The sequence below is a fragment of the Pseudomonas sp. PAMC25584 genome (assembly GCF_058135675.1).
This window is the reverse complement of the sequence record NZ_CM176870.1, coordinates 2,431,469-2,456,857: the sequence shown is the minus strand read 5'-3', so window position 1 is coordinate 2,456,857 and position 25,389 is coordinate 2,431,469. Positions and strand designations below refer to the sequence as shown.

Genomic DNA, 25,389 nt, shown 5'->3' with positions numbered 1-25,389 from the left:
CTTATCGGCTGTTGGCTTCGCTCAGGTTGTTTTGGGTGGAAGCACCGGTGCCGATGATCGAGGCGGAAGGTAACAACTGACTGATGACCCGGTTCCAGCGAGTGATATTGGCGGGACCGACGAACACCACGTCCTGGGGCTGCACATCGAAGCGCGTGGCCAGGGCCATGGCCGCTGCGGAACCGGCTTGCAGATGGAAGACCTTGGCCGGTTGCGTGTCCAGGTTCTGCGCACCACGGATCACGTAGATCGCATCGGCGTTCGAGGTGTTCTGGTTGATGCCGCCCACCGAGCCCAACACGTCCGTGAGGTTCATGCTGCGTGTCTTGAAACTCAACGCGCGAGGCTGCATGACCTCGCCCATCACATAGATGCGCTTGCGGTCGTTGTAGGGCAGGTACAACTGGTCACCGTCCTTGAGGTAGATGTCGTTCAAGCGCGACGGGTTGAGATTCAACGTGTCGAGGTCGAGTGTGTAACGCTTGCCGTCGCGGGTCAGCGTCAGGTTCGAGAGGTCGGCATTGAGCGGATCGACGCCGGACACACCGATGGCCTCCATGACGCTCATTGGGATGGTGGTGATCGGTACAGGCCCGGCCTTGAGCACTGCCCCGGTGATCACCACTCGCTGGCTGGCAAACCGCAGCACACTGATATCGACCTGGGGGCTGTCGATGTACTGACGCAGCTTGTCGGTGATTTCGCTGCGCAGCGCCGCGAGGGTGCGGCCCTTGGCAACCACTTCGCCCACATAGGGGTAGAACAGATTGCCGTCGGGATTGACCAGACGCCCGTTGGCATCGATTTGCTGCTGCGGGCCGGAAGGTGCGGTCAATTCCGGATGATCCCAAACCGTGATGTACAACGCGTCATTTGGGCCGATCAAATAGGGCGCGGGTTTATAATCGAGTAGTTCTTTGGGAAGCGCATAAGACACTTGAGTCGCCGCGTCCATGGCCAGCAACTTTGGCGTAATCGGGATCAACTCCACGCGACTGCTTTCTGCACCGTCGTCTTTGGTCATTGCGTCGATGTCCATGTATTGGCCGGGCGCAAACATGCAGCCTTGTAACAATGCGGAGGCCACGACCACCACAGAAAAAATACGCATCATAGTACTAAGACACTCACGATAAACGACAAGAAAAAAAGACTACTTGGGCGGGGTTTCCAAGCAGTCTTATAAAGCGGAAGGCGTTCTGTTAGTTGCCGGTACCGGTGGTACCCGTGGTGCCTGTAGTGCCTGTGGTAGTACCACCGTTGGAGCTGCCACCGCTGCTGGACGCGGCGGCAACGCCCGCGACCAGGGCCGCGCCGATCAGCAGGGTTTCCCCCACCGTCACAGAGCCGACCACCGCGGTACTCAGACCAAGCGGCAACTCGGCAGCCATGGCAGAAGTACTCAAGAGACTGAGCACAATAATAGCCAGTTGTTTTCTCATATCAGACTCCTTATCGATAGTGAGTATTCAGCAAACGAGCGTGTGCCACTGAAGTACGCCTTGATAGTGCCACTCAAGTAAACAGCGCACCAGCCATACTCCAGCCCGGCCATTACCCGGCAAGTTGAACGTATGCATTCGAAAATAACATTTCTCGACGCCAGCCCCCGTGTATCAACACATTGAGGTCGCGAAACTAACAAGGCTGGCAATTTAACACGGGGGAAAATGTTATTAATTGTCGGAAAGCCTCAGGCCCTGCCGTACTTGTCTTCAAAGCGCACAATATCGTCCTCGCCCAGATAGGAACCCGATTGCACCTCGATCAACTCCAACGCAATCACACCCGGGTTTTCCAGCGCATGCACCTGGCCAATCGGGATATAGGTCGACTGGTTTTCCGAGACCAGATACGTCTGCTCGCCATTGGTGACCTTGGCCGTACCGCTGACCACAATCCAGTGCTCTGCACGGTGATGATGCATCTGCACCGAGAGCTTGGCGCCGGGCTTCACGGTGATGCGCTTGACCTGGTAGCGGTGGCCGCTGTCGATGGCGTCATACATGCCCCAGGGCCGATAGACCTCACGATGATTGAGGTGTTCATGACGCCCGTCGCGCTTGAGTTGGTCGACAATGCCCTTGACCTGCTGCACCTGGTCCTTGTGCGCCACCAGCACCGCGTCCTTGGTTTCGACAATGATCAGGTCCTGCACGCCCACCGTGGCGACCAGGCGGCTGTCGGCGTTCACGTAGGTATCGCGGGTATCCAGTTGCAGCACATCGCCCTGCAGCACGTTGCCGCCGTCGGTCTTCTCGCTGGCTTCCCATAACGCCGACCAGGAGCCGATATCACTCCAACCGGCCTGCAACGGCACCATGATCGCGTCGCTGGTTTTTTCCATCACGGCATAATCGATGGAGTCGTCCGGGCAGGCGGCGAATAGCGCCTCATCGACCCGGGTGAACAACTGATCCTGGCTACCCGCAGCCAACGCCGCGCGACAGGCCGCGAGAATCGCCGGCTGAAAACGTGCCAAGGCGTCCAGGTAACGGCTGGCACGGAACATGAACATGCCGCTGTTCCAGTAATGATCGCCCCGCGCCACGTAGTCGGCAGCGGTGGCGGCGTCCGGCTTCTCGACGAAACGCTTCACGGCATAACCGCCCTCGCCCACCGCCGCGCCCTGTTCGATATAGCCATATCCGGTGTGCGCGCTGGTCGGCGTGATGCCGAACGTCACCAACTTGCCGGCCTCGGCCAGGGGCAGCGCCACCGCGAGGCTGGCATGAAACGCGGGAACATCTTCAATCAGATGATCCGCCGCCAGTACCAACAGGATCGGGTCATGGCACTCGTCGACCGCCTTGCAGGCCGCCAGCGCAATCGCCGGCGCCGTATTGCGCCCCATGGGTTCGAGCAGAATGCTCGCCTGCTCCATGCCCAGTTGACGCAATTGCTCGGCCACCAGAAAACGGTGCTGCTCATTGCAGATCACGTGCGGCAAGGCAACATCCGCGCCCTCCAGGCGGCCAATGGTCTGCTGCAACATCGACAGGCTTTTATGGGTCAGGCGCAAGAACTGCTTGGGGTTGAGTTGCCGCGAGAGCGGCCACAGGCGCGAACCCGAACCTCCCGCCAAGATCACCGGTAATAACATGAAGGCGTCCTTCGATAGAGGGTCAGAAATAGGCACGGGTGTTCTCGTGTACACGGGGGCTGTAGCGCAGCTCATCGAGCGACCACCAGCGGTAGTGCCGATGCTGCTCGGTGGGCGGTTCCAGCACCTGATCCTCGGCGAGGGTCAGGCAATAACTCAGCACCACATAGTGGGTGTCCGGGCCGCTCCCGGCGTTGGCGAAGACGCTGTCGTCGTAGAAGTGCTCGAACACGCCCAGCAGCTGCGCATCGGCGCGTTCAAAGGTACAGCCCAGTTCTTCGCGGGTCAGGCGGCGGAAGGCGTTGTCCAGGGTTTCGTTTTTCTGGATACGCCCACCAGGGACGAACCAGAAGCCATAGGCCGGCCGGTTGATCCGCAAGCCCAGCAGCGTATCGCCGCTGGGTTTGCTCACGACCAAGTCGATGGACACCAACGGCGTCGATGCCACAACCGTATTGAAGGTCGGTAAATCAAGCCACATAAGCGTCAAACCTGTGCCAGGAAGCGTTGGAGAATGCGTTCTTTATCGAGAAATTCTGCGGCGTAGTTCAACGCCACCGCGTTGTACGCAGGCAATGCCAACACCCGCTCGATCCCTTCATTCAGGGCGGTGACCGATTCGGGCTCGACCCGCACGGCAATGCCCGGATGCTCATCGCACAAGCGACCAAGGGTGGTGTCGGGGTCGGCGGTGATGATTGCATGGCCGCCGACGGCCAGAATGTTGGTCAGCTTGGAGGGCAATACCGAATCCGCCGCGCCGCGTTTCTGGATCACTAAATGGACGTCCGCCGAGGCCAGTAGCGCAGGCAAGTCTTCATAGGCCTGTAACGGGGCGAAGACCACGTTGTGCAAGCCCTCGCGCTCTACGCGCTGCTGCAGACGGGCCTTGCCGGCGCCCTGGCCGACGATCAGAAACACCAGCTCCGGGCGATGGGCGTGGGCCTGGGCGGCATCGAGGATCAGTTCGAGCCCCTGCTTCTCGCCGATGTTGCCCGAGTACAACAGCACCCGCTTTCCCGCCGGCACGCCGAGCCGCTCCAGCAGCCTGCCGTTGCGCGGCACATCGAGGAAACGCTCGGTCTCCGACCAGTTGGGAAAGAACAGTAGGCGCTGAGCCTCGACGCCCTTGCCGGCGGCCTTATCGAGCATGCCGCTGGATATCGTCGAGACCCGATCAAAGCGTCGCAGCAACCCGCGCTCCACACCCCACGCCAGTCGCCGCAGTAAAGGGCTGCCGCCCAGGCCCAGGCCAAACATCGCATCGACTTCATAATCCTGGATATGCAGCACCGACTTGGCACCACACAGCCTGGCCAACAGCAACGCCTGGGGCGCGCAGAACAAGGTGGGCACCACCAGGATGACCAGGTCCGGCTTCCAACGCAGTTGCCCCAATACCGCCAGGCACGAGCTGGCGGAAAAGCTCGCCAGGTGCAGCAAGCGTTTCAGCGCCGTGGGCTTGCGCGGCACGTACAACGGGCAGCGCACCACGGTCACGCCGTCGACCTGCTCGGTGCGAAAACGCCACGCCGAGTAGCCCTCGCTGACCTGCCATTGCGGGTAATACGGCGGCGCCGTGACCACCCGCACCTCGTGGCCCTTGCTGGCGAGCCAACGCGCCAGTTCACCGCTGTACTTGCCGATGCCAGTCAGCTCGGGGCTGTAGTTGATGCCATACAGAAGGATCTTCATCACCGGCCCCGAGGCTGTTCGAGGGCAGCGAGATACGCGTTGTAGGCATCGCGCAGGCCCTCCTCCAACGGCACGTAGGCTTCCCAGCCGAGGGCGTTGATACGGCTGACATCGAGCAACTTGCGCGGCGCCCCGTCGGGCTTGCTGGTATCAAAACGCAAACGCCCCTTGAAGCCCGTGACCCGGGCCAGCGCCTCCGCCAGTTCGCGGATGGTGCAATCCACGCCGGTGCCGACGTTGACGTGGGAGCGCATAGGCTCGGTGTGTTCGCCGTAGCGCGCCTGGCTGAGCTCCATCACATGCACGCTGGCGGCCGCCATGTCATCCACATGCAGAAACTCGCGCCGTGGCGCGCCGCTGCCCCAGATCAGCACGTCTTCATCACCGCGCTGCACCGCCTCATGGAAACGGCGCAGCAAGCCGGCGATCACATGACTGTTGTGCGGGTGGTAGTTGTCGCCCGGGCCGTACAGGTTGGTCGGCATCACACTGCGGTAATCGCGCCCGTGCTGGCGGCTGTAGCTTTCGCACAGTTTGATGCCGGCGATCTTGGCCACGGCGTAGGGTTCGTTGGTCGGCTCCAGCGAGCCCGAGAGCAGCGCTTGCTCGGTCATCGGCTGGGCGGCGAGCACCGGGTAAATGCACGATGAGCCGAGGAACAACAACTTGAACACCCCATGCGTGTGCGCGGCGTGGATCACATTGGCCTGGATCATCAGGTTCTGGTAGATGAAATCGGCAGGGTACGTGGCGTTGGCATGAATCCCCCCGACCTTGGCCGCTGCCAGGTACACCTGGTCGACCCGTTGTTCGGCGAAATACGCCTGCACCGCTACCGGGTCCAACAGGTCCAGTTCATCACGGCAGGCGGTGAGGATCTGGGTATAACCCAAGGCCCAGAGGCGGCGCACGATGGCCGAGCCGACCATGCCGCGATGGCCGGCGACAAAGATCCGCGCGTTCAGATCACGTGCCATGCTCAGTTCTCCACGGCAATCGGCGCATCGTGGCCGTGCAGGCGCAGCAACGCATGGCGCCGCGCGATTTTCAGGTCTTCACGCACCATCTCCGCACACATCTGCTGGGCGCTGATTTCCGGCACCCAGCCCAGTTTCTGCTTGGCCTTGGAGGGGTCGCCCAGCAGCGTCTCGACTTCCGCCGGGCGGAAGTAGCGCGGGTCCACCCGCACAATCACGTCGCCCACCAGCATGCCGGGCGCCAGGTCGCCGTCGATGTGCTCGACCACCCCGACTTCCTCCAAGCCCGCCCCGACAAAGCGCAAGCGCAGCCCCAACTCCGCCGCCGACCAGCGAATGAAGTCGCGCACCGAATACTGCACGCCGGTGGCGATCACGAAGTCCTCAGGGCTGTCCTGTTGCAGCATCATCCACTGCATGCGCACGTAGTCCTTGGCGTGGCCCCAGTCGCGCAAGGCGTCCATGTTGCCCATGTACAGGCATTGCTCCAGGCCCAGGGCGATGTTGGTCAAGGCGCGGGTGATCTTGCGCGTGACGAAGGTTTCGCCACGACGCGGCGACTCGTGGTTGAACAGGATGCCGTTGCAGGCATACAGCCCGTAGGCTTCGCGGAAATTCACGGTGATCCAGTAGGCATACAGCTTGGCCACGGCATAGGGCGAGCGCGGGTAGAACGGCGTGGTTTCCTTTTGCGGGGTTTCCTGCACCAGCCCGTACAACTCGGACGTGGAGGCCTGGTAGAAACGGGTCTTCTTTTCCAGGCCGAGCAGGCGGATGGCCTCGAGGATGCGCAAGGTGCCGAGGGCATCCACGTCGGCGGTGTATTCCGGCGAATCGAAGCTGACGGCCACGTGGGATTGGGCACCGAGGTTATAGATCTCGTCCGGCTGGATCTGCTGGATGATGCGCGTCAGGTTGGACGCATCCGCCAGGTCGCCATAGTGCAGGATCAGGTTTTTATGCGGGGCTTGGGGGTCTTGGTAAATGTGATCGATGCGCTGGGTATTGAACGACGAAGAGCGGCGTTTCAAGCCATGCACGACGTAGCCTTTTTCCAGCAGAAGTTCCGCCAGGTAAGAGCCATCCTGCCCGGTTATCCCGGTAATAAGCGCGACTTTTTTCATGTCTATCTCCCAAATAATAGGCGAACGAAGGCCGACACCCGAACTTGGGTGTTTGTTAAAAACGGTCAGTTACTTCGGTGTGGTCAGCGTCAAGTTATGTCCGGTCAACGTTGAAAGTTCGCGGATAATTGCGTCCTTGTCGTGTAAGTGAGCAATCGCGGTTTCCAGTTCAAGCACCTTGGCGCCCACCAGAAAGCGGTACCAGTAACCTTGGAGCACGTGATAAACCAGGCCGCTGCGGCCATCGAGAAAACCCAGTTGAATGATGTAGCGCCAGAGGAAGTACGCGGTCGAACTCAAGGTAAACGGCACGCGGTTATACACACGGTTTTTAACCTGGCGCTTGAGCCTGGCCTGGAACGAACTGTGCCCCTCATTCAATTCATGGCGCACCGCAAATAACCCCCGGCGCGAGTTGATGATCTCGATCGCTTCCCGGGTCGCGTACTGGTTGTGCTTGTGGGTGAAGAACGTCAAGTCATGCAGGTTGTGATCGGCAAACCCGCCTTCCAGGGTGATGGTGCGGCCCTCGGCCACTGAGATGTGCTCGTCCATCCAACGATCTTCGATGCGCCCCTGCCCCGTGCGCCATAGCCGCAGCATCTGCAACGGGTAGCGGCCGCCATGGCGCACCCAGCGGCCCATGAAAATATGCTTGCGCTTGAAGTTGATGCCGGTGATGTCCTGGTCCAGCGTCGGTAGCCGCGTGTTGATTTGCGCCGCCAGGTCGGCCTCGATGATTTCATCGGCATCCAGGCGCATCGTCCAGTTACCGGTGACCGGCAAGTTATCCAGCGCCCACTGGAACTGCTTGGCCTGGTTGACGAACGCATGCTGCACCACCAGGGCACCGTGGCGCCGGGCGATCTCGCAGGTGTCGTCGCTGGAGAACGAGTCGACCACCAGCACTTCGTCGCTGAAGGCGCGCACCGATTCGATCGCGCGGGCGATATGCAGGCTTTCGTTGTAGGTGAGGATGATCACACTGACGGTTTCGCGGTTCATGTCAGCCACCGTGCAGGTGAGGCAGGTTAAACGGTGCGGTCATCAGGCTTGACTCCCTTGTCGTGGCGCAGGCGCTTGCAGATGCCGGGTCCGCTGACCGATCTGCCGGGTCGGATGCCCGGCATGCACGGTCCACGGTTGCGCGATGTTTTTGATGACGAGCGCGCGGGCGCCCACTACGACGCCATCGGCAATACACACGCCCAGCGTGATAAAGGCCTCGGCGCACACCCACACGTGCTCTCCGAGCACGATAGGTTTGGCGTAAAGTTGAAAGTTGCGGCTGTTGTAGTCATGCGACCCGCCGCACAAGTGCGCGCCCTGGGAAATCACGCTGTAGCGCCCGATAGAAATCAGCGCCATGTTGTAAATGTTGGTGTCATCGGCAATGCCGACATGGTCACCCAGCTCGAGATTCCACGGCGCCCACACTTTGGCGCGCGGATAAACATGCACACCTTTGCCAAGACGGGCACCGAACAGCCGCAACAGAAACGCCCTCCACCCATGAAAGGGGCGCGGGCTGGTGCGGAATAACAGCACATAGACCATGTTCCACAGTTGCCGCCGCAACCGATGGGACAATGAAAATGAAGCAGCACGATAAGGGTCATTGCCTTGGAGGATCATGCAAGGCACTCCCGCACGATCTCCAGCAAACGCTGCGCACCGCGCTGGATATGAAAGCGCTCGGTGAAACAGCGGCGGGCGCGCCCGGACATGTCCGCATACTGCTGCGGGTCGAGCTGCAACCAGCGCCGCAGGTTATGCACGGCGCCCGCCACCGTGTCGTCGCTCACAAAGCCGACCGCATCGGCTTCAATTTCGCGCCATATGTTGACCTTATTGCTGATCAGCACCGGTTTGCCGCAGGCCAGCGCCTCCGCCACGACCACGCCGAAATTCTCCTGATGGGAAGGCAGGCAAAACACCTCGGCGGCGTAAAAGGCGCCCCATTTCGCTGCGCCCTGCAACATGCCGGGCCACGTCACGCGGTGGGCAATCCCCAATTGCACGGCCTGCGCTTGCAGCGTCTGCACCCAGCCGCCTTGATCGGGCCCGGCCATGACCAGGTGCAAGCGTTCGTCTTCGCCAGCCACTTGGGCAAAGGCGTGCAGCAGGTGGTCGCAACCCTTTTTTTCGTGGATGCGGCTCAGGAACAACAGCACCCGTTTACCCGTCAACTCGCGATGCTCATCAACAAAGCGCTGCGCCAGCACTGCACCGCCCGCGGGCGGACTGGCGGTGCCATAGGCGGTGACCGTCTCTTTGGCGCGATACAGCCAAAATGACTCGCGCGCACGGATTTTCTCTTCCTCACTGGTAAACACCACACGCTGGGCGTCCCTCAGCACGCGGTATTCACCCCACGGCCAGTACAACCACTTTTTCAAATGTTTGAGCGGATATGCGTGCTTGAACCAGGGGTCGAGCATGCCATGGGTATAAACGATGTAAGGCCGACCCAACTTGTGCAGGACCTGGCGCGCAATAAACCCGTGGTACTGCCACAAACCGTTGACGATGAAAAAGTCGTAGTCACTGGCGTGCTGTTCCAGCCATTCGCGGATCTTGGCGTTTACGCCATACCCAAACAGGCTCGGCCCCATGAAGTGAACGGTGCCCGGGTAGTCGACGGCAAAGTCTGCATCCAGCGTCAAGACATCCACGAGATGCCCGTTCTGCAGCAGAATCTTGTCAATTTCGCGGGCAGCGTTGATGGGGCCGCCCTTTTCCGGTTTAACCGAAGAGATGATTCTTAATAACTTCAAGTGCTGTCCGCTCATCCGTTGAATTGATTCAAGTCTTCTTGCAGGCGGCAAGAATCAGGCAGGCGTAGAACACGCCAAAGGCCAGGAATGTGCCCTGCATGGTCATGACCCCATTGAATAAAATCGGCGCCAGGAAACCGCACAGCAGTAATGGAACGCCCGTGCCCTGCCTGATCAGCGCCTTATAGGCTTTCAGAAGTAACCAGATCAGTAAGAAGATCCTGAACAGGATAAAGAGCGCCCCGACGGGAAGGCCCAACTCCAGGATGATCCGCGACCATTCATCTTCGGCCAGCAAAAACCCCGCACCTTGCTCACGCCCCGCGCGTAATAGCGCCGAGGCGGCATTCGTACCCGAGCCGATGCCGTGCCCCCAGAGGGGCGCATCGTCGACTACGCGGGTGAACGCATACAGGCTGGAGAACGCCCGGGTAACCGGCGAACCTTCACTGGCGACGGCACTCCGGTTGCGTTCGACGAGGATCTGATAACTGTCGGACGACATGAAAATCAGCAAGCTGACAAACAGTGCGGCCACCAGGAAAAACAGCGACAACAGGTTTCTTTGCGACTTCTTGATCAAGGCAACCATCAACGCCGCCAGCAGCACAATGGCGGCATACGCATAGATGGCCCTCGATCCCGTCAAGAAACACATCACCGCCACCGAGGCTGCCGACACCGGGAACAACAGGTATCGTTTCGCGAACACCGCGCGAAACAAGGCCCGGTCGAAAATCGCCGCCACCAGGAAGGCAAAGCAGGCGGACACGTAAACAACGTGCCCTGCGGTGAATGTGAACGTTCCATACGGCCGGACAACGCCGTCGGCGATCATGAAAATGAAGTCATCGTCGCCAATGCCTTTGTTGACGTAGGCTTGCGGTCCAGACGAATACTGCATGACCACCAGCACGCTGATGGGAATCGCCGCGAACAGCGTGATCCGGGCGAAACGGTAGACATCCGCCAGTTGCAGGGTTTTTCCAGCAACGAATATCAGCGGGAAGTACAGCAAGTAGTTCCTGACGCCATAGCCGTAGATGACCAGCCCTTCAGGGCTGCTCAACAAAAACGCGGAGACCAGGACAAAGAACACCACCAGCAACATCACGAAGTACGCCGACAGCAGGTTCTTTGAAAAAAAACCGAACCTGAACGCGTACCAGTAGATATAGAGAACAATCGGGTCTTTGATGAAATAGATCGCCGAGCTCAGACCCGGCAGCAGCCACTTGCGCAAAACCCCTTCAAACAAAATAAACAGATAGATCAGTACAAACGCGCTGACTACGCGTTTTCTGTAGCGTTCCTTCAGGCTGGACGGCTCAAGGTTGGCCAAGGATTGCATCCAGCACCTCCTTGGCGTAGGTGTCCCAGGTCGTTCTACCCGCCGAGAACACCGCGTTGTGCTTCAGCGCACTGAGCTTTTCACTGTCACCGGCCAGCTCAACCAGGCGGGCAGCAATGGCCTCGGCGGAACGGATCGGCACCACGTACCCATTGAAACCGTCGACAATCAAATCCGCCGCGCCACAATTTTGCGAAACGATGACCGCTGTCCCCGTGGACAGTGCCTCACCCACCACCAGGCCGAATGCCTCGGCGAGTGAAGGCAAGACCAGCACGTCGGCCGCCAGCAACTGGCGGATGACCTGATCGTGGGGCGCCGAGCTGAACCAGCGATACTTCTTCAGCTCGGTATTGAGCGCCTGGTTGCGCCCATTCGCATAGTCGGCACCGATTACGGTGACATCCAGGGCAACGCTGTCTGACGCAATCTTCAGCGCCTCGAAAAAATACGAGATGCCCTTCTGCTGGGTCAGCGCGCCCACAAAAACCACTTTCAGCGGCCCCCCGGCCCGCACATCCACCTCTTTGTGGACCATCGGCGCAGGCGCGCCATAGGGGGTCACCGCTACTTTGTGATGGGCGATACCGGACTCACCCAAGGTGCGTTTGGCAAACGTGCTTGCCACGATGATCCGATCCGCCAACGCCAATTCGGCGGTCTGCTTGCGAATGGTATTTTCACTGATGTTCGGAACGCTCGCCCGCCACGCGGGGTTCGCTTCGCGCTCATGGTCCAGCATCATGCACGCGTAGGAAATGGAGCCGAAGGCCGCCTCATAATTCAGCGTGATCCCGCCAACCGCCCTGGCGGCGGTGAACAAGGCCTTGCACTTACCGTCATAGCCGTACACCTGCCTGGGTTTGCGCGCGGTTTTGTACAAGAAATCCGCGCTGGCCTGATCAATATGCGCGTACACATTTTCCGGGCAGAACATCCCGATGTTGCGCTGCGTCAGGCTGTACCACTTCAACTTGTCACAGAGCACGCGCGGCACATCGTAGCGCGGGTAGCTGTGCAGCAACGCGCCGTCGACCATGTCGAACGTGCGCCGCAGGCACTCCTTGCCGACGACGGGAAGACGGCAAAGCCATGAATCTTTATGCAACGCCAGCGAGCTATGAAACGAGTGCAGCAAGCGCCGTTGATTCAACGCGCCCAACAGAGCGCGAACGTTTTGATTACCCACCGGGTGAGAGACCAGGATCATCTTATTTACCCATCCAGGCTTCAACCACGGCACTCGATCTGACCGGGCTGTAGGTGAACGCGCACGCGGCGCGACGTTTGATCACGACCGCCGGGTTACCCGCCACGATAGTGAAAGGCGCTACATCGCGAACAACGACACTGCCCGCACCGACCACGGCGCCTTCACCGATGGTCACCCCCGGCAAGATGATCGCGCCCGTGGCAATCCACGCGTAATCGCCAATCACCACCGGCGCGACCTTCAACCGCCAAGCGGGATCGTCCACGCCATGCGTGCCCGTGAGGATTCGCACACCGTCATTGATCGCAACCTGCCCGCCAACCTTCACGGGTGCGTGCAATTGGATAAACGCGCGCTTGCCGATAAAGCTGCCCGCGCCGATGCTGAAACGGCCGACGGCACCTTCAAACTGCGCATCGTTGATCATCACCAGCGCACCGATAGTCGCGCCCTGTCGACGCAGCCGGCACTGGCGGCGGTTGGCCTGGATCAAGCGGCTGAGCAGCAGCACTCGCTTGGCCAGGTATTTCAACCCGGCAAGCGTGAACGGGCTCACCCTGACTCGATGCTGGAACAGGTAGTTAATTAACACGGGCCATCCTCTGTTCAAGACGAAAGAACCCGCGTTTGGCAAAGCAGAACAACACCACTTCGGTGACCACCAGCACATAACAGACACCCAGCAGACCGAAGTCTTGAGCCAGGCAAAAAACCGCCAGAACGCTGGCCATCGACACCAGCATGAAGACCACTGCAAACGACGAGTAGGAAGCGGTTGCCATCATGGCCACCCAATACACCTGCCATGCCACATGCGTCAGTGCGCCGACAATCAGTACCAGCATGACGGTCGCCGAGTAATCCGCCTTTCTTCCCGACCAGACATCGAATATCGATCCGCCGAATACCACGATCAGCGCGCCCATCACACAGGCGATGGGCAGTGAAAACCTCAGCGCATACCGAATCATTTTCCTGACCAACTGGTTGTCACCGACGGAAAATGCATAAGAGATTTCCGGCCAGATCGACTGATTCACCACCGTGGAAAACTGCACCAGCACCCTTGAGATCGTTCGGTACAGACCGAATATCGCGGCATGGGCCGGTGACAGCAGTATCGACAACAAAATCGTCAGGCCTTGAACATTCAGCGCCAGCCCGATGGGAAAGGCCAAAGAGGCCAGCGAGGGTTTTATCAAGGTGATAAATGCCCTCTTCCCAACCGCCGAGGGATGGAAACACAAGCTGATGCCCAGTCGATCGGCAAGCAGATTCTTGACGACAATGCCGCTCAAACGGACGATCAACAGCGCCAGGCTCGTGGCAACCAGGCTATGGGTGAGATACGCGCACAGTAAGGCGGTGGACCATTCCAGCATCCTGATCACATTCATGATGAAGGACGACAAAGGCAACGCCTTGTATGCCCGGTAACGTATCGAAACCATGTTGGTCAGCAGGCACAGCAACGAGTACCCGGTCAACGCCGAGAGGATCAACACCCCATCGCCGCTCCTGATGGACTTGAGATTGAGCAGACTGAAAAGGTCAAAAAACGCCAGTGAACCAACCGCCAGCAATAACACGCTAACCCCCGCCAACAGCAAAAACGCAAAGCTGGTGCTGTAGACCGCACTGGCAACCTTCAACCGGCCTCGCTCATGCCAAATCACCACCTTGCTCGAGGCGGCGGTCGTGACCCCAAGATCGGATAACGCCAGGTAGGTGGGGATCGCTGACAGCACGACCCATTCGCTGTAGGCGCCAAACCCCCAGCTGGCGATCAGGACCGGAACACTCACCAGTTGAATCAGCAGATTGACCACCTGACCAAACGAGTTGGCGCCAATGCCGTTGACGACTCTTTTAAGCACACTCATGGGAGGACCTATACCGTGTTGAGAGGTCGCCCAATGGAAATGTACTCAATGCCTTTCCTCAGCACGCTGCCGGGGTCGAACAAGTTACGCCCGTCAAATATCAACGGCTGTTTGAGTTGCTGTTTGATCGCGTTGAAATCCGGCGCCTTGAATGCCTGCCACTCGGTGACAATCATCAACGCATCCGCGCCTTTGAGGCAGGCTTCCTTGGTGCCGCACAACCGCAAGTCGTCCCGGTCGCCATAAATGCGCTGGGTTTCTTCCATGGCTTCCGGATCATAGGCCTGCACCCTGGCCCCCGCGCGCCACAACGCCTCCATCAGCACGCGGCTGGGAGCTTCGCGCATATCATCGGTATTGGGTTTGAAACTCAGCCCCCAGAGCGCAAAGGTCTTACCCGCCAGCTCGCCATTGAAGTGGCTGGATATTTTGTTGAACAGGGTATGTTTCTGTTCGGCGTTACGCCGCTCCACCGCCTTGAGCAGCGTGGCATCGAAGTCGATGCTGTCGGCGGTCTGAATCAACGCCTGCACGTCTTTGGGGAAGCACGACCCGCCGTAACCGACGCCGGCGTAAAGAAACTGATAGCCGATGCGCGGATCGGAGCCGATCCCTTGGCGAACCATCTCGATATCGGCCCCCAACCGCTCGGCCAGGTTGGCCATCTCGTTCATGAAACTGATCTTGGTGGCGAGCAGGCAGTTGGCCGCATACTTCGTCAGCTCGGCGCTGCGTACATCCATCACGATGATTCTGTCGTGATTGCGATTGAACGGCGCATAGAGCTCGCGCATGACCGCTTCGGCCCGTGGGCTGGCCGTGCCAATGACAATGCGGTCCGGCCTTGTGCAATCGGCGACCGCACACCCTTCCTTGAGAAATTCCGGGTTGGACACCACATCGAAGGTCAAGTCGCTACGCTCGCGCTGAGCCAGCATGGCCGCGACACGCGCGCTGACCTTATCGGCCGTCCCTACAGGGACCGTGGATTTGTCGATGATCGTCAGCGGCGCGTCCATATGCAGGCCGATGGTTTCGGCGACCGCCAGCACGTACTTGAGGTCCGCAGAACCATCTTCGTCGGGAGGCGTACCCACGGCGATAAACTGCACTTCGCCATGTTTGACCGCGGCCACGGCATCGGCGGTAAAGTTCAGGCGACCGCCCGCATGGTTGTCCCTGACCAGGGCCTCAAGGCCAGGTTCATAGATCGGAATATGACCCTGATTGAGACGCTCGACCTTCGAAACGTCGATGTCGATGCAAAGCACGTCGTGACCGACGTCAGCAAGTACCGCGGCCTGGACCAGGCCGACATAACCGATGCCAAAAACTGTAACTTTCATAGCGTTTCTCTTTGAACCTGCGGCCAGTGGTGAAAAGGCTGCTCGTTGGACGTCGATTGCCGGTAGCGCAAGATCAAACGCTGTCTGACTTGTAGTCGTAGTTGTAATAGCTGTAGGCGCCATAGCCGTATTTGGCGGATGAGCGTTTTTCGATGCCATTGAAGATCGCGCCTTTGAGCTCGATACCGCTCTGCCGGTAACGGCGCATCGTCAACTCCACTTCACGCACGGAGTTCACCTCGAAGCGAGCCACGATCAGGTTGGTGCCCGACTGACGACCCACGATGGTTGCGTCAGTCACCGCGAGAAACGGTGGCGTATCCAGAATCACTAGGTCATACAGCGCACTGACCTGTTCGAGGAACGCGCTGAAATTGGCGTGCATCAGTAATTCAGAGGGGTTCGGCGGGACTTGCCCGCGCCCGAGGAAGTCGAGGTTTTCCACTGCCGTGTGGTGGATGGCTGCGGTGAGTTCGCAGTGTTTGGCCAGCACGTCAGACAAGCCATTTTCAACCGACACGCCGAAGACCTTGTGCAAGTAGCCTTTGCGCATGTCCACGTCGACCAACAACACCCGCTGCCCTGAATGGGCAACCACCGCCGCCAGGTTCGCCGATACAAACGTCTTGCCGACCTGCGGGCTGGGCCCGGAGATCATCAGGCGATTGTTAGCGGCTTCCAGCATGGCGAAATGCAAACTGGTACGCAGGCTGCGCAACCCTTCAATCGCGGGGTCAGACGGATGACTCATGGCCAACAGTCGTGCCTCACCGACCCGGTCTTTACGATAGTTTTTTTGATCCAGCTCTTTTTGGATCGTACTGAACGGGATCGCGGCGTAGACCGGAAGGCCGAGCTTTTCCAGGTCATTGGGGTTGGTAACGCCGCGGTTGAGCGCTTTGCGAAACATCACCAATGCGATTGCGACAAAGGCCCCAAGCAGTGTGGCAATCACGATGATCAGCGCCTTCTGCGGCCTGACCGGATTTCTCAAATCAACATCGGCGGTGTCAATGAGCCGCACATTGCCCACGGTGCCGGCGCGCATCACGTCCAACTCTTGATACTTGTTCAGCAGCAGCGTATAGATCTCGGTGCTGACCTTCAAATCGCGGGTCAGGCTCAGCAGCTCCTGCTGGGTGGTGGGCAGGCTCTCGACCTTCTTGGCCAACTCATCCTGGCGCGCGGTCAACTCTGCCAATTGAGTCAGTAACGCTTTGTACACGGGATGCTGAGGGGTGAACTTACGTTCTATTTCCGCCTGCTGCATCTTGAGTTCGGAGATGCTGGCGTCCAACGCGACGATCTGATCCAGGATCGCTTTCGCTTCCAGGCTGATATCGATGGTCTTGTTGCGGATCTGAAATTGATTTAACGCCGCTTCCGCCTGTTCGACATCCTTGCGCACTTGCGGCAGTTGGCCCTTAAGAAACGCCAGGCTTTGCGCGGCTTCTGCCGAGGTACGGTCAATATTTTGCCGCACATAGATGCGTGCGACCTCATTGAGTACTTGAATCGCATCGCCAGGGCGCGCGCTTTCCAGCGCCAGCCCGATAATGCCCGACTCCTTACCGCGTTCTGCCACGTCGAGCAATTTCTGATAGCGCAAAATGCTGCTCAGGCGCGGTGAGCGGACAACGCTGAAAGACGTGCCTGGATTGGCGCGAAGCTGTTCGACACGTAGCTTGATGCCGTTGCTGTCGTAGAAACGACCCACTTGGCCCTCAAGCAAAATAGCCTCGTCCTGGTCCGACAGCGTGAAGCTGCCGGCGCTGCCGGCGGTCAGCGTCAGCTCCTGGCCCAGCAGATTGGCGGGAAGGCGCAACTCGGAAAACTTCAGTTCCTCCCCACCCCAGGCGAAGCTGCTCAATCCCAACCAGGGTGCAGCCACAGCATCCTGTCCAGCGGGCTTGAAACGACGGGCGACAAAGTCCCCCACCAACGGGAAACGCTTGGGTTTGACCTCAAGGTCCAGGTTCAGATTATCAACGGCGGTCCCGATGGTGATCCGGGAGCGGATGAGTTCGACTTCCGTCACCGTCGGCGATTCTTTGCCCAGTAGGCTGCCAACATCCGAGAAGCCCAGCATGTCGCCCTTCTTCGGCTCGACCTGAACTAACGCGGTCGCCTGATAGATCGGCGGCGTCAACACCGAATAGGCTGCGCCAAGGGCCATAAAGGCAATACTGATTCCACCGATCAACCATTTATGATCCAGCAGCGTACCCACCAGGGCCATAAAGTCCAAATCGGTGTCATCAGAATGCTGTGAAGTTACCGCAGTTGCTGATTGCATAAGTCAGTTCTTTTTCTTACAAATAGTCTAGGAATGGCACAGGGTGCAAGACGCCCGGCTCCATGCACGTACAACGGCTACACTCGATACACACACGCTAACTAGCACCTGACAACACAACCGCCCCAACACTTGACGCTCAACTCACGAACCACTTTCCCAATATTCCAGTAGAGGCTTCAAGCGATCATCTCAGACTTTAAATAACCTCTAGACAACATCAACCAGCCAACAATTGCGCCCACGCATCAGTTGCTTGCTCGATCAATACATAAGCCTGTATAAAAGCGGGTTTGCCTTGCCGGTAAGGGTCTTTGATCTCTCTATTACACTGCCACTTCCCCAGCAGGAAAACCTTGCCTCGAGCGACGGGCGCGAGTTTGAGCACCTCCTCGATTTGCCACTGTTCCATTACAAGAATCAGGTCCGCATCGCTCACCACCGCGCTCGTCAATTGGCGCGCCTGATGCGGTTGAGAAGTATGCCCATGCTCTTCCAGCACCCGTGAAGCCGTGGCCTCCAGCGGGTGTTGATGCAGCGCCGCCAGCCCAGCCGAACTTACCTGTATATCGCTCGAAGCGAGTGCGGCACGCAGCAAGTTTTCAGCCATAGGGCTGCGACAAATATTGCCGACGCACACAATCAAAACCTTATTAAACAATGCCATCTCCCACACACCGCAAAGTACTGATCAGCCAAAGCAAAGAATAGAAAACATCAACGCCAGCACACAGCACTCTGAAACAAGCCCGGCAATTATGTTCACAGGCGACAAGATCCGACCATCGATTGAGACAGACAATAAATAACATAACCGCCTACTGGCTGACTAAAAATAACATTCGCTTACTTTTGTTCTTCTTCAGAATAAAGTGCCCACTGAACATAGCGACGGGGCACGGCCATGAAAAGTTCAAAGTTACTCGTAGAGCGTATTGGCCTATTCCCTTCTTCGGGAAACATTCATCTCAACGTCGATAACTCGACAACGGTAGTAGAGCGTATGCAGGTGTTATATGCCGGCAACTCTTTAGACTTCGACGAGTCCGGCTCCGGACTGTCCATGGTCTTCGCTGACTGGCGCTTCAAGTTGCAAGTCAGTAATGCCCTGTCCGTATGCCTGTGCGTAGAAAGCCGTGGCGACCGCCATTTCATGCAAGCCAAGACCGACGAGTTACTGGCGAACATCTTCAGCGCCGAGGGGCACTCGTGAACCTGTACGGCCAGTCAAGGCGCGCCTATGCCTTGAAACAGCGAGGGTGGCGCCTTATTCGGCCTTGATCGGCCCGGAACCGACACGCCACGCGGGCTCCTGGTGGGCGTGTTGCGCCCCCGAGACGCTGACGGCTAAATGGTTAAGCAGGCGCTCGGCGTTGTACTTGGGCGCCAGCGCACTCAATAGCACGACCACTACCCCAGCGCCGATCAGCGACGGCGGCACATTGACCGGCGCGACGTCTATTCGCCACAAGAAAGCCAGCGCAGCCACAGCGCCCAATAACCCGCCCGCCAGCGCCTCGTTCAGAGGGTGAATATACGGCGCGACACAATAAGCACTGAACCAGCCGGTAGCGATTAATCCGGCGATCGCCGCCGGCCAGCGAAAGGCCGGGTTGAACCGGCGTGCAATCAAACTCATTGCCACCGTGACCATCAGGCACGTGTTCATGGCATGCCCACTGAGCACGGCAATATCAAGGTGTTGAAACGAAACGCCCCACCCCTTGAACAGCAACTTGCTGAACGCCACGATTGAATAGGTGCACGAGACGGTGACTACCCACCACCTGAGCGCCAGCGGCGACGAATAGCGCAGCCACACAGCGATGACCAGCGCGGCCGGAATCATGACGGTAATACCGCCATAGTGTGCGAGTTCTGCGCGCATGAGTGACCAACCTGACCCACCAATTTTCCGCGCCCATCTGACCGCAGGCCTGGGAAAAATACAACGTTATCTACGGTCAGACTAAAGCCCTTGCAACGCCGCACGCTGCACCTATGTGCGTCTGCGGGAGGTCAGCCGCCTGCTGGATTGAAGCCTTGCGGGCATGCCATACGGTTTGTCAGCGAAGCGGGTGAAAGGGCTGCGTCGCAACCCCCACTCAGGCCGCGCCCGCGCCCGCCTTGAACGCTTGGTTCGATAATCGAACGGGTTTCCACTTCTGCCATTTAAGTTCCGGGGATGAATGCGGATAGTTCGATCAATATCAATCAAGTGGTCCGCGGAGTACTCCCATGTTTGCCCATCTAAAAATTCGCACCGGCATGATCGGGGTGCTACTGCTGTTCGCCATTGCACTGTTGTTTTCGACCCTTAACGGCTGGCGGTCGGCGGTACTCAGTTACGATCAGATTGACGAGTTGGGGCGTACCTCGCGACAAATCGACGGCATCAACAATGCGTTGCTGCTGGCAATCCGTACCAGCGCCAACGTGTCCTCGGCGTTCATCGAGACCGTCGGCGGGCGTTTCGATGACGCTGAAGCCAGGCTGGTTCGCAGCGAGGCGATCTGGAGTGAAGCCATCGCCAAGGTCAATGCCTCTACCACAGACTTGCGTGACCCGAAGTTGAAGGCCCTCGCTGAAGATCTCAAGCGTGCGTTCGCCGAATACGGCACGGCCATCGTCGGTCAGCGCGCGGCCGCTCGCGCGCGCTCCGCCGAACAGTATTTTCAAGTCAACATCGATGCCGGCAACAGCATGACCAAGCTCCAGGACATTCGCATGAAGCTGGTCGGCGCATTGGATGCGCGTGCTCAGGAGATCAACACGCAGGCGGCTGCGCGGCTACAGACTTCGCAAACCCTGGCCATTGCCTTGATCCTGCTGACCCTGGCGCTTGCTGTCGTCTGCTGGATATTCATCTCGGGCACCGTCCTGCGCCCATTGCGCGCGGCCGGCGAGCACTTCAAGCGCATTGCCGGGGGCGATTTGACCCGCGAGGTCGTCTCGCCTGGCCGCAACGAAATTGGCGAGTTGTTCCTTGAGCTGCAACGCATGCAGGCCAGCCAGCGTGAAACACTGATCCAGATCGCTGACTCAGCCACGCAGTTGGCCTCGGCCGCTGAAGAACTCAACGCCGTCACCGAAGAAAGCAACCGCGGCCTCCAGCAGCAGGACATGCAGCTGGAACAGGCTGCGACCGCCGTTAACCAGATGACCAGTGCGGTCGAAGAAGTGGCGCGCAACGCGGTGTCTACTTCGCAAGCGGCCACCGCCTCCAATACGCTGTCAGAAAAAAGCCGTCAGCAGGTACGCGAGAACATCAGCGGTACGCAATCGATGACCGCCGAGATTCAGGGCAGCGCCGAACGTATCCAGCACCTCGCCGATGAAGTGCGCAACATCGGCAAGGTGCTGGACGTGATCCGAGCCGTCTCGGAGCAGACCAACCTGCTGGCCCTCAACGCAGCGATCGAAGCCGCCCGGGCCGGTGAAGCCGGTCGGGGGTTTGCGGTCGTGGCCGACGAGGTGCGCACCCTCGCCTACCGCACTCAGGAGTCGACCCGCGAGATTGAGCAGATGATTGCGAGCGTGCAGAGCACTGCCGAACAGGCGGTGGATTCGATGCGCAGCAGCACAGCGCGGGCGCAAGGCACGCTGGAGATCACGCAGGCGTCGGGGGTAGTGCTGGAGGATATCTTCGCCGCCATCGGCCAGATCAATGAGCGCAACTTGGTGATTGCCAGTGCAGCCGAAGAGCAAGCCCAGGTTGCCCGTGAGGTGGACAGCAACCTCGTGGCGATCCGCGACCTGTCGGCGCAATCGGCAGCGGGCGCCTTGCAGACCAACGCGGCAAGCCATGCACTGTCGAAGTTGGCCGCCGAACTGAGCGGGCTGGTGGGGCGCTTTCGTACCTGATCCTGCGGGTTCGCCCAGACAGACCGACACGCCACCCAATGCAATGGACATAACGTGAACGCCGCACCTCCCCTTCTCCAGGCGGAGGTAAGCGAACCCTTTCACGATCTCCGGCCGCTGAGCTGCAACCGCTGCGGGAGGCTAATCAGAAGTCCACGATCAAGGCCCGGGCCGGCGACGGCCCCTACTGAATGCGGTAGTGAAAGGTATTACGCACCGCCGGCACCGCAACCGCCCTGCCTTCAACGATCCTCGGCGGGTAGCGGAACGTATTCGCCGCCGCCAGTGACGGCCGGATAAACAGCGGGTGACAGCCGTCCAGCACCTTGGGGTCAGCAGCCGCTAGCCAGGCGCTCGCGCAGAAAGTCCACCAGCGCCTGCACCGGCCGCGAACTCTGCCGGTGCTGCGGGTACACCGCCGACAGGGTCAGGGCGTCGGGGGCGAAGTCTTCCAGCAGCGTCACCAGGCGCCCATCCTTCAAGGCCTCGGCGATGATAAAGGTTGGCAGGTAGGTGATGCCCAGGCCGGCGATAGCGGTGTCGCGCAGCAGCTCGCCGTTGTTCACGCGCATGCGCCCGCTGACGTTCAGCGACTGCAGCTTGCCCTTGCTCTGGAACCGCCATTGCACTTGGCGGCCGTGGCCGTAGGGCAGGCAATCGTGGTCGGCCAGGTCGTCAGGTTTGCGCGGTGTACCGTGCAACGCGAGGTACTCGGGGCTGGCGCAATACACACGCTGCACGCTGGCGATACGCCGGGCGATCAGGGTGGAGTCTTCGAGAATGCCAATGCGCAACACCAGGTCGTAGCCTTCACCGATCAAGTCCACGGGGCGGTCGCTCAGGTCGACCTCCACCGACACCTGCGGATAACGCTGCAAAAACGCCGGCAGCAGGCAGCCCAGGTGGGCCATGGCAAACGACAACGGCGCACTCAGGCGAATCGTGCCGCGTGGCTCGCTGTTCTGGCCGGCGATGCCCTGCTCCACTTGCTCGACTTCACCGAGCAGGCGCAAGGCCGATTCGTAGTAACTCTGCCCCAGGGGCGTGACATCCAGGCGGCGGGTGGAGCGGTTGAGCAAGCGCACGCCGAGGCGGTCTTCGAGCTGGATCAGACGACGGCTGACAAATTGCTTGGACAGCCCCAGTTGTTCGGCGGCGGCGGTGAAGCTGCCGGATTCCATGACCTGGCAAAACAGGCGCATGTCTTCGAAGGGATTCATTGTCGCTTCTCGGTGGACGATGGGCTGATTTATAGCCTGTCAGTGGCCACACCACAAACCCAATGTGTGAACACCATCAAATGTGGGAGGGGGCTTGCCCCCGATAGCAGGGTGTCAGCCAATGCATGCGTGACTGACCCACCGCCATCGGGGGCAAGCCCCCTCCCACATTGATTACCTACATTCGTGAGGTCGGGTTATTTGGCGGTGAACGCCGAGTAGCGGTTCATCAGGTTGCGGTAGTGGGGAATGCGCGCAGCCTGTTGCACAGTTTCGCTGAAAGTGCCGGAGCATCGGTGACCACAAACCTAATGTGCCAACACCATCAAATGTGGGAGGGGGCCTCCGATAGCAGGGTGTCAGCCAATGCATGCGTGACTGACCCACCGCCATCGGGAGCAAGCCCCCTCCCACATTGATTACCTACATTCGTGAGGTCGGGTTACTTGGCGGTGAACGCCGAGGAGCTGTTCATCAGGTTGCGGTAGTGGGGAATGCGCGCAGCCTGTTGCACAGTTTCGCTGAAAGTGCCGGAGCATCGGTGACCACAAACCTAATGTGCCAACACCATCAAATGTGGGAGGGGGCTTGCCCCCGATAGCAGGGTGTCAGCCAATGCATGCGTGACTGACCCACCGCCATCGGGGGCAAGCCCCCTCCCACATTGATTACCTACATTCGTGAGGTCGGGTTATTTGGCAGTGAACGCCGAGTAGCGGTTCATCAGGTTGCGGTAGTGGGGAATGCGCGCAGCCTGTTGCACAGTTTCGCTGAAAGTGCCGGAGCATCGGTGACCACAAACCTAATGTGCCAACACCATCAAATGTGGGAGGGGGCCTCCGATAGCAGGGTGTCAGCCAATGCATGCTGAAGTGCGCCCCAGAAGTTGGACACCCATCCAACTCCTGGGGCTTTTTCATGAGCAAGTACACAACGCAGTTCAAGCTTTCCGCCATTACCGCCTTCCTGGAACGAGGCCGAGGCTTTCGCCATATTGCTGCTCGATTTCATATGGACCCCACTTTACTTCGCCGTTGGGTGGAAGCTTACCGGCTGCACGGTGAGGCCAGTCTGAGTAGTACCGGTGGACGTTACAGTGCTTTGTTCAAGTTCTCCGTTATGCAACGCATGTGGCGTGACTCCCTTTCTTTTCGCCGCGCAGCGGCACTCTTCAATCTGGGTGACTCTACCCAAGTGGGCAGATGGCAGCAGCAGTATTACAGTGGCGGTATTGAAGCCCTGGCCTCAGGGGAAAAAGGATCGAATACCGCTATGTCCAAGCTACCTGCTAAACCTCGAAAAACGGCCATTCCACTCACCGACCAAGAACGTGCTCACAAGGCTTTACTTGATGAACTCCAGTATTTGCGCATGGAGAACGCCTACCTAAAAAAGCTTGGGGAGTTAGGCGAGGCAGTGATGAGACGCGAAAAAGAAGCGAAGAAAAAGCCCAATTAGTCTCTGAGTTGAGGCACAGCTTCCCCTTGGACCATTTGCTCAAGCTGGCTGGGCTCGCCCGCAGCACGTACTACTACCAACTCAAGGCGATGGACGGAGCAGACCGGTTCGTTTCGCTAAAAGCCTCTATCCAGAGCCTTCAAGACGAGCATAAGGGGCGATTCGGCTATCGCCGTATGACTTTAGCTCTGCGGAGCGACGGACAGTTGATCAACAGTAAAACTGTGCGGCGACTGATGGGGGAGTTGAGTCTGAAATGTACGGTGCGACCGAAGAAATACAGATCGTATCGAGGACCAATGGGAGAAGTATCGCCTAACATCCTGGCTCGTCAGTTCGAGGCTGAGCAACCGAATCAGAAATGGGTAACGGATGTCACCGAGTTCAAAGTGGCAGGCGAAAAGCTATATCTGTCTCCAGTTTTAGACTTGTACAACGGAGAAATTGTGGCCTATCAAACCGCCACGCGCCCCCAATATGCCCTGGTGGGCGACATGCTGGAACAAGCTCTTGAGCGCTTGCCTGAGGGCGTCAAGCCCATGTTGCACTCGGATCAAGGTTGGCACTATCGATACCCGAAGTACCGGGATCGACTAGAAAAAGCAGGGTTGGAACAGAGCATGTCACGCAGAGGAAACTGCTATGACAACGCCACAATGGAGAGCTTCTTCGGCACGTTGAAGTCAGAGTTTTACTACCGGGAAAGCTTCGAGAGTGTGGCTCAGTTGCAGGCTGGACTGGCTGAATACATCCATTACTACAACCATAAGCGAATCAAAACGAAACTTGGCGGACTGAGCCCTGTAGCGTACAGAGCCAGGTCCGCTGTAGCCTAACAATCACTGTCCAACTTTTGGGGCGCACTTCATGCGTGACTGACCCACCGCCATCGGGAGCAAGCCCCCTCCCACATTGGTTACCTACATTCGTGAGGTCGGGTTACTTGGCGGTGAACGCCGAGTAGCTGTTCATCAGGTTGCGGTAGTTGGGAATGCGCGCAGCCTGTTGCACAGTTTCGCTGAAGGTGCCGGAAGCATCGGTGACCACAAACCTAATGTGTGTACACAATCAAATGTGGGAGG

The 25,389-nt window shown here is 58.9% G+C and carries 22 protein-coding genes and 2 pseudogenes; 3 read left to right on the top strand and 21 right to left on the bottom strand.

The features are described from left to right. Position 1 precedes the first annotated feature (1 nt). From ACS5Q8_RS11440 to ACS5Q8_RS11360, 17 genes are all read right to left on the bottom strand, one after another. Positions 2-1,114 carry a polysaccharide biosynthesis/export family protein gene (locus ACS5Q8_RS11440; RefSeq protein WP_276193496.1) on the bottom strand — a complete coding sequence of 371 codons (1,113 nt, stop codon included), beginning with the start codon at positions 1,112-1,114 and terminating at the stop codon, positions 2-4. A gap of 88 nt (positions 1,115-1,202) precedes the next feature. Beyond that, positions 1,203-1,442, bottom strand: a complete 240-nt coding sequence (locus ACS5Q8_RS11435) for a hypothetical protein (protein ID WP_276193498.1) — start codon at positions 1,440-1,442, stop codon at positions 1,203-1,205. 251 nt (positions 1,443-1,693) lie between these two features. Beyond that, on the bottom strand, positions 1,694-3,103 hold the full coding sequence (locus ACS5Q8_RS11430; protein WP_276193499.1) for a mannose-1-phosphate guanylyltransferase/mannose-6-phosphate isomerase: 1,410 nt from the start codon (positions 3,101-3,103) through the stop codon (positions 1,694-1,696). Positions 3,104-3,125: 22 nt separating this feature from the next. After that, positions 3,126-3,584, bottom strand: coding sequence for a GDP-mannose mannosyl hydrolase (locus tag ACS5Q8_RS11425; protein WP_276193500.1), 459 nt, complete (start codon positions 3,582-3,584; stop codon positions 3,126-3,128). 5 nt (positions 3,585-3,589) lie between these two features. Continuing rightward, complete coding sequence (locus ACS5Q8_RS11420) at positions 3,590-4,798, bottom strand: glycosyltransferase WbuB (RefSeq protein ID WP_276193502.1); 1,209 nt, start codon at positions 4,796-4,798, stop codon at positions 3,590-3,592. Beyond that, positions 4,798-5,775 carry a GDP-L-fucose synthase gene (gene fcl / locus ACS5Q8_RS11415; protein WP_443694058.1) on the bottom strand — a complete coding sequence of 326 codons (978 nt, stop codon included), beginning with the start codon at positions 5,773-5,775 and terminating at the stop codon, positions 4,798-4,800. Before fcl ends, ACS5Q8_RS11420 begins: the two co-directional genes overlap by 1 nt. Positions 5,776-5,777: 2 nt before the next feature. Then, a complete protein-coding gene (gmd, locus tag ACS5Q8_RS11410; RefSeq protein ID WP_276193506.1) occupies positions 5,778-6,899 on the bottom strand; it encodes a GDP-mannose 4,6-dehydratase in 1,122 nt (373 codons plus the stop codon). Between the two features lie 69 nt (positions 6,900-6,968). Continuing rightward, positions 6,969-7,904, bottom strand: a complete 936-nt coding sequence (locus ACS5Q8_RS11405) for a glycosyltransferase family 2 protein (protein WP_276193508.1) — start codon at positions 7,902-7,904, stop codon at positions 6,969-6,971. Between the two features lie 42 nt (positions 7,905-7,946). After that, positions 7,947-8,534 (bottom strand): LbetaH domain-containing protein, encoded by a 588-nt coding sequence (locus ACS5Q8_RS11400; RefSeq protein WP_426102453.1) that lies wholly within the window; start codon positions 8,532-8,534, stop codon positions 7,947-7,949. Further along, a complete protein-coding gene (locus ACS5Q8_RS11395) occupies positions 8,531-9,676 on the bottom strand; it encodes a glycosyltransferase (protein WP_276193511.1) in 1,146 nt (381 codons plus the stop codon). Before ACS5Q8_RS11395 ends, ACS5Q8_RS11400 begins: the two co-directional genes overlap by 4 nt. Positions 9,677-9,704: 28 nt before the next feature. Continuing rightward, positions 9,705-11,027, bottom strand: coding sequence for an O-antigen ligase family protein (locus tag ACS5Q8_RS11390; protein WP_465160202.1), 1,323 nt, complete (start codon positions 11,025-11,027; stop codon positions 9,705-9,707). Further along, positions 11,005-12,237: a glycosyltransferase family 4 protein gene (locus ACS5Q8_RS11385; protein ID WP_276193513.1), complete on the bottom strand. Its 1,233-nt coding sequence runs from the start codon at positions 12,235-12,237 to the stop codon at positions 11,005-11,007. The genes ACS5Q8_RS11390 and ACS5Q8_RS11385 overlap by 23 nt, the downstream gene beginning before the upstream one ends. Before the next feature lies 1 nt (position 12,238). Beyond that, positions 12,239-12,832 (bottom strand): acyltransferase, encoded by a 594-nt coding sequence (locus ACS5Q8_RS11380; RefSeq protein ID WP_276193514.1) that lies wholly within the window; start codon positions 12,830-12,832, stop codon positions 12,239-12,241. Further along, a complete protein-coding gene (locus ACS5Q8_RS11375) occupies positions 12,822-14,123 on the bottom strand; it encodes a lipopolysaccharide biosynthesis protein (RefSeq protein ID WP_276193515.1) in 1,302 nt (433 codons plus the stop codon). The genes ACS5Q8_RS11380 and ACS5Q8_RS11375 overlap by 11 nt, the downstream gene beginning before the upstream one ends. Before the next feature lie 8 nt (positions 14,124-14,131). Continuing rightward, on the bottom strand, positions 14,132-15,469 hold the full coding sequence (locus ACS5Q8_RS11370; RefSeq protein ID WP_426102455.1) for a UDP-glucose dehydrogenase family protein: 1,338 nt from the start codon (positions 15,467-15,469) through the stop codon (positions 14,132-14,134). Positions 15,470-15,542: 73 nt separating this feature from the next. Then, complete coding sequence (locus tag ACS5Q8_RS11365; protein WP_276193517.1) at positions 15,543-17,765, bottom strand: polysaccharide biosynthesis tyrosine autokinase; 2,223 nt, start codon at positions 17,763-17,765, stop codon at positions 15,543-15,545. A gap of 220 nt (positions 17,766-17,985) precedes the next feature. Further along, positions 17,986-18,426 (bottom strand): low molecular weight protein-tyrosine-phosphatase, encoded by a 441-nt coding sequence (locus ACS5Q8_RS11360; protein WP_276197954.1) that lies wholly within the window; start codon positions 18,424-18,426, stop codon positions 17,986-17,988. A 342-nt stretch (positions 18,427-18,768) separates the two neighbouring features. Here ACS5Q8_RS11360 and ACS5Q8_RS11355 point away from each other — a divergent pair, with 342 nt between their 5' ends. Continuing rightward, on the top strand, positions 18,769-18,978 hold the full coding sequence (locus tag ACS5Q8_RS11355; protein WP_276193518.1) for a phosphomannomutase: 210 nt from the start codon (positions 18,769-18,771) through the stop codon (positions 18,976-18,978). 54 nt (positions 18,979-19,032) lie between these two features. On the opposite strand, the gene ACS5Q8_RS11350 is transcribed toward ACS5Q8_RS11355, so the two are convergent. After that, positions 19,033-19,653 carry a hypothetical protein gene (locus ACS5Q8_RS11350; RefSeq protein ID WP_465160201.1) on the bottom strand — a complete coding sequence of 207 codons (621 nt, stop codon included), beginning with the start codon at positions 19,651-19,653 and terminating at the stop codon, positions 19,033-19,035. Between the two features lie 350 nt (positions 19,654-20,003). Here ACS5Q8_RS11350 and ACS5Q8_RS11345 point away from each other — a divergent pair, with 350 nt between their 5' ends. After that, positions 20,004-21,629, top strand: coding sequence for a methyl-accepting chemotaxis protein (locus ACS5Q8_RS11345; protein WP_276193520.1), 1,626 nt, complete (start codon positions 20,004-20,006; stop codon positions 21,627-21,629). Positions 21,630-21,813: 184 nt separating this feature from the next. Here the strand turns inward: ACS5Q8_RS11345 and ACS5Q8_RS11340 are convergent. Then, positions 21,814-21,963 (bottom strand): annotated as a pseudogene (locus ACS5Q8_RS11340) (energy transducer TonB); the annotation flags it as partial. After that, complete coding sequence (locus tag ACS5Q8_RS11335) at positions 21,962-22,849, bottom strand: LysR family transcriptional regulator (protein ID WP_276193521.1); 888 nt, start codon at positions 22,847-22,849, stop codon at positions 21,962-21,964. The pseudogene ACS5Q8_RS11340 and the gene ACS5Q8_RS11335, both read right to left, overlap by 2 nt. A gap of 918 nt (positions 22,850-23,767) precedes the next feature. Here ACS5Q8_RS11335 and ACS5Q8_RS11330 point away from each other — a divergent pair. Continuing rightward, a protein-coding gene (locus ACS5Q8_RS11330; protein WP_465160200.1) for an IS3 family transposase occupies positions 23,768-25,143 on the top strand; the annotation gives its coding sequence in 2 pieces (ribosomal slippage) (positions 23,768-24,268 and positions 24,271-25,143; 1,374 coding nt in all). 103 nt (positions 25,144-25,246) lie between these two features. On the opposite strand, the pseudogene ACS5Q8_RS11325 reads toward ACS5Q8_RS11330, so the two are convergent. Next, positions 25,247-25,357: pseudogene (locus ACS5Q8_RS11325) on the bottom strand (hydrolase); the annotation flags it as partial. Between the last annotated feature and the right edge of the window lie 32 nt (positions 25,358-25,389).

Excerpts from the sequence above, each read along its gene's own strand:
- ACS5Q8_RS11405 (WP_276193508.1), bottom strand. The coding sequence starts at position 7,904 with ATGAACCGCGAAACCGTCAGTGTGATCATCCTCACCTACAACGAAAGC.
- ACS5Q8_RS11370 (WP_426102455.1), bottom strand. The coding sequence starts at position 15,469 with ATGAAAGTTACAGTTTTTGGCATCGGTTATGTCGGCCTGGTCCAGGCC.
- ACS5Q8_RS11400 (WP_426102453.1), bottom strand. The coding sequence starts at position 8,534 with ATGATCCTCCAAGGCAATGACCCTTATCGTGCTGCTTCATTTTCATTG.
- ACS5Q8_RS11335 (WP_276193521.1), bottom strand. The coding sequence starts at position 22,849 with ATGAATCCCTTCGAAGACATGCGCCTGTTTTGCCAGGTCATGGAATCC.
- gmd (WP_276193506.1), bottom strand. The coding sequence starts at position 6,899 with ATGAAAAAAGTCGCGCTTATTACCGGGATAACCGGGCAGGATGGCTCT.
- ACS5Q8_RS11385 (WP_276193513.1), bottom strand. The coding sequence starts at position 12,237 with ATGATCCTGGTCTCTCACCCGGTGGGTAATCAAAACGTTCGCGCTCTG.
- ACS5Q8_RS11420 (WP_276193502.1), bottom strand. The coding sequence starts at position 4,798 with ATGAAGATCCTTCTGTATGGCATCAACTACAGCCCCGAGCTGACTGGC.
- ACS5Q8_RS11345 (WP_276193520.1), top strand. The coding sequence starts at position 20,004 with ATGTTTGCCCATCTAAAAATTCGCACCGGCATGATCGGGGTGCTACTG.
- ACS5Q8_RS11425 (WP_276193500.1), bottom strand. The coding sequence starts at position 3,584 with ATGTGGCTTGATTTACCGACCTTCAATACGGTTGTGGCATCGACGCCG.
- ACS5Q8_RS11440 (WP_276193496.1), bottom strand. The coding sequence starts at position 1,114 with ATGATGCGTATTTTTTCTGTGGTGGTCGTGGCCTCCGCATTGTTACAA.
- ACS5Q8_RS11375 (WP_276193515.1), bottom strand. The coding sequence starts at position 14,123 with ATGAGTGTGCTTAAAAGAGTCGTCAACGGCATTGGCGCCAACTCGTTT.
- ACS5Q8_RS11390 (WP_465160202.1), bottom strand. The coding sequence starts at position 11,027 with ATGCAATCCTTGGCCAACCTTGAGCCGTCCAGCCTGAAGGAACGCTAC.
- ACS5Q8_RS11350 (WP_465160201.1), bottom strand. The coding sequence starts at position 19,653 with ATGCGCGCAGAACTCGCACACTATGGCGGTATTACCGTCATGATTCCG.
- ACS5Q8_RS11435 (WP_276193498.1), bottom strand. The coding sequence starts at position 1,442 with ATGAGAAAACAACTGGCTATTATTGTGCTCAGTCTCTTGAGTACTTCT.
- ACS5Q8_RS11355 (WP_276193518.1), top strand. The coding sequence starts at position 18,769 with ATGCAGGTGTTATATGCCGGCAACTCTTTAGACTTCGACGAGTCCGGC.
- ACS5Q8_RS11365 (WP_276193517.1), bottom strand. The coding sequence starts at position 17,765 with ATGCAATCAGCAACTGCGGTAACTTCACAGCATTCTGATGACACCGAT.
- fcl (WP_443694058.1), bottom strand. The coding sequence starts at position 5,775 with ATGGCACGTGATCTGAACGCGCGGATCTTTGTCGCCGGCCATCGCGGC.
- ACS5Q8_RS11430 (WP_276193499.1), bottom strand. The coding sequence starts at position 3,103 with ATGTTATTACCGGTGATCTTGGCGGGAGGTTCGGGTTCGCGCCTGTGG.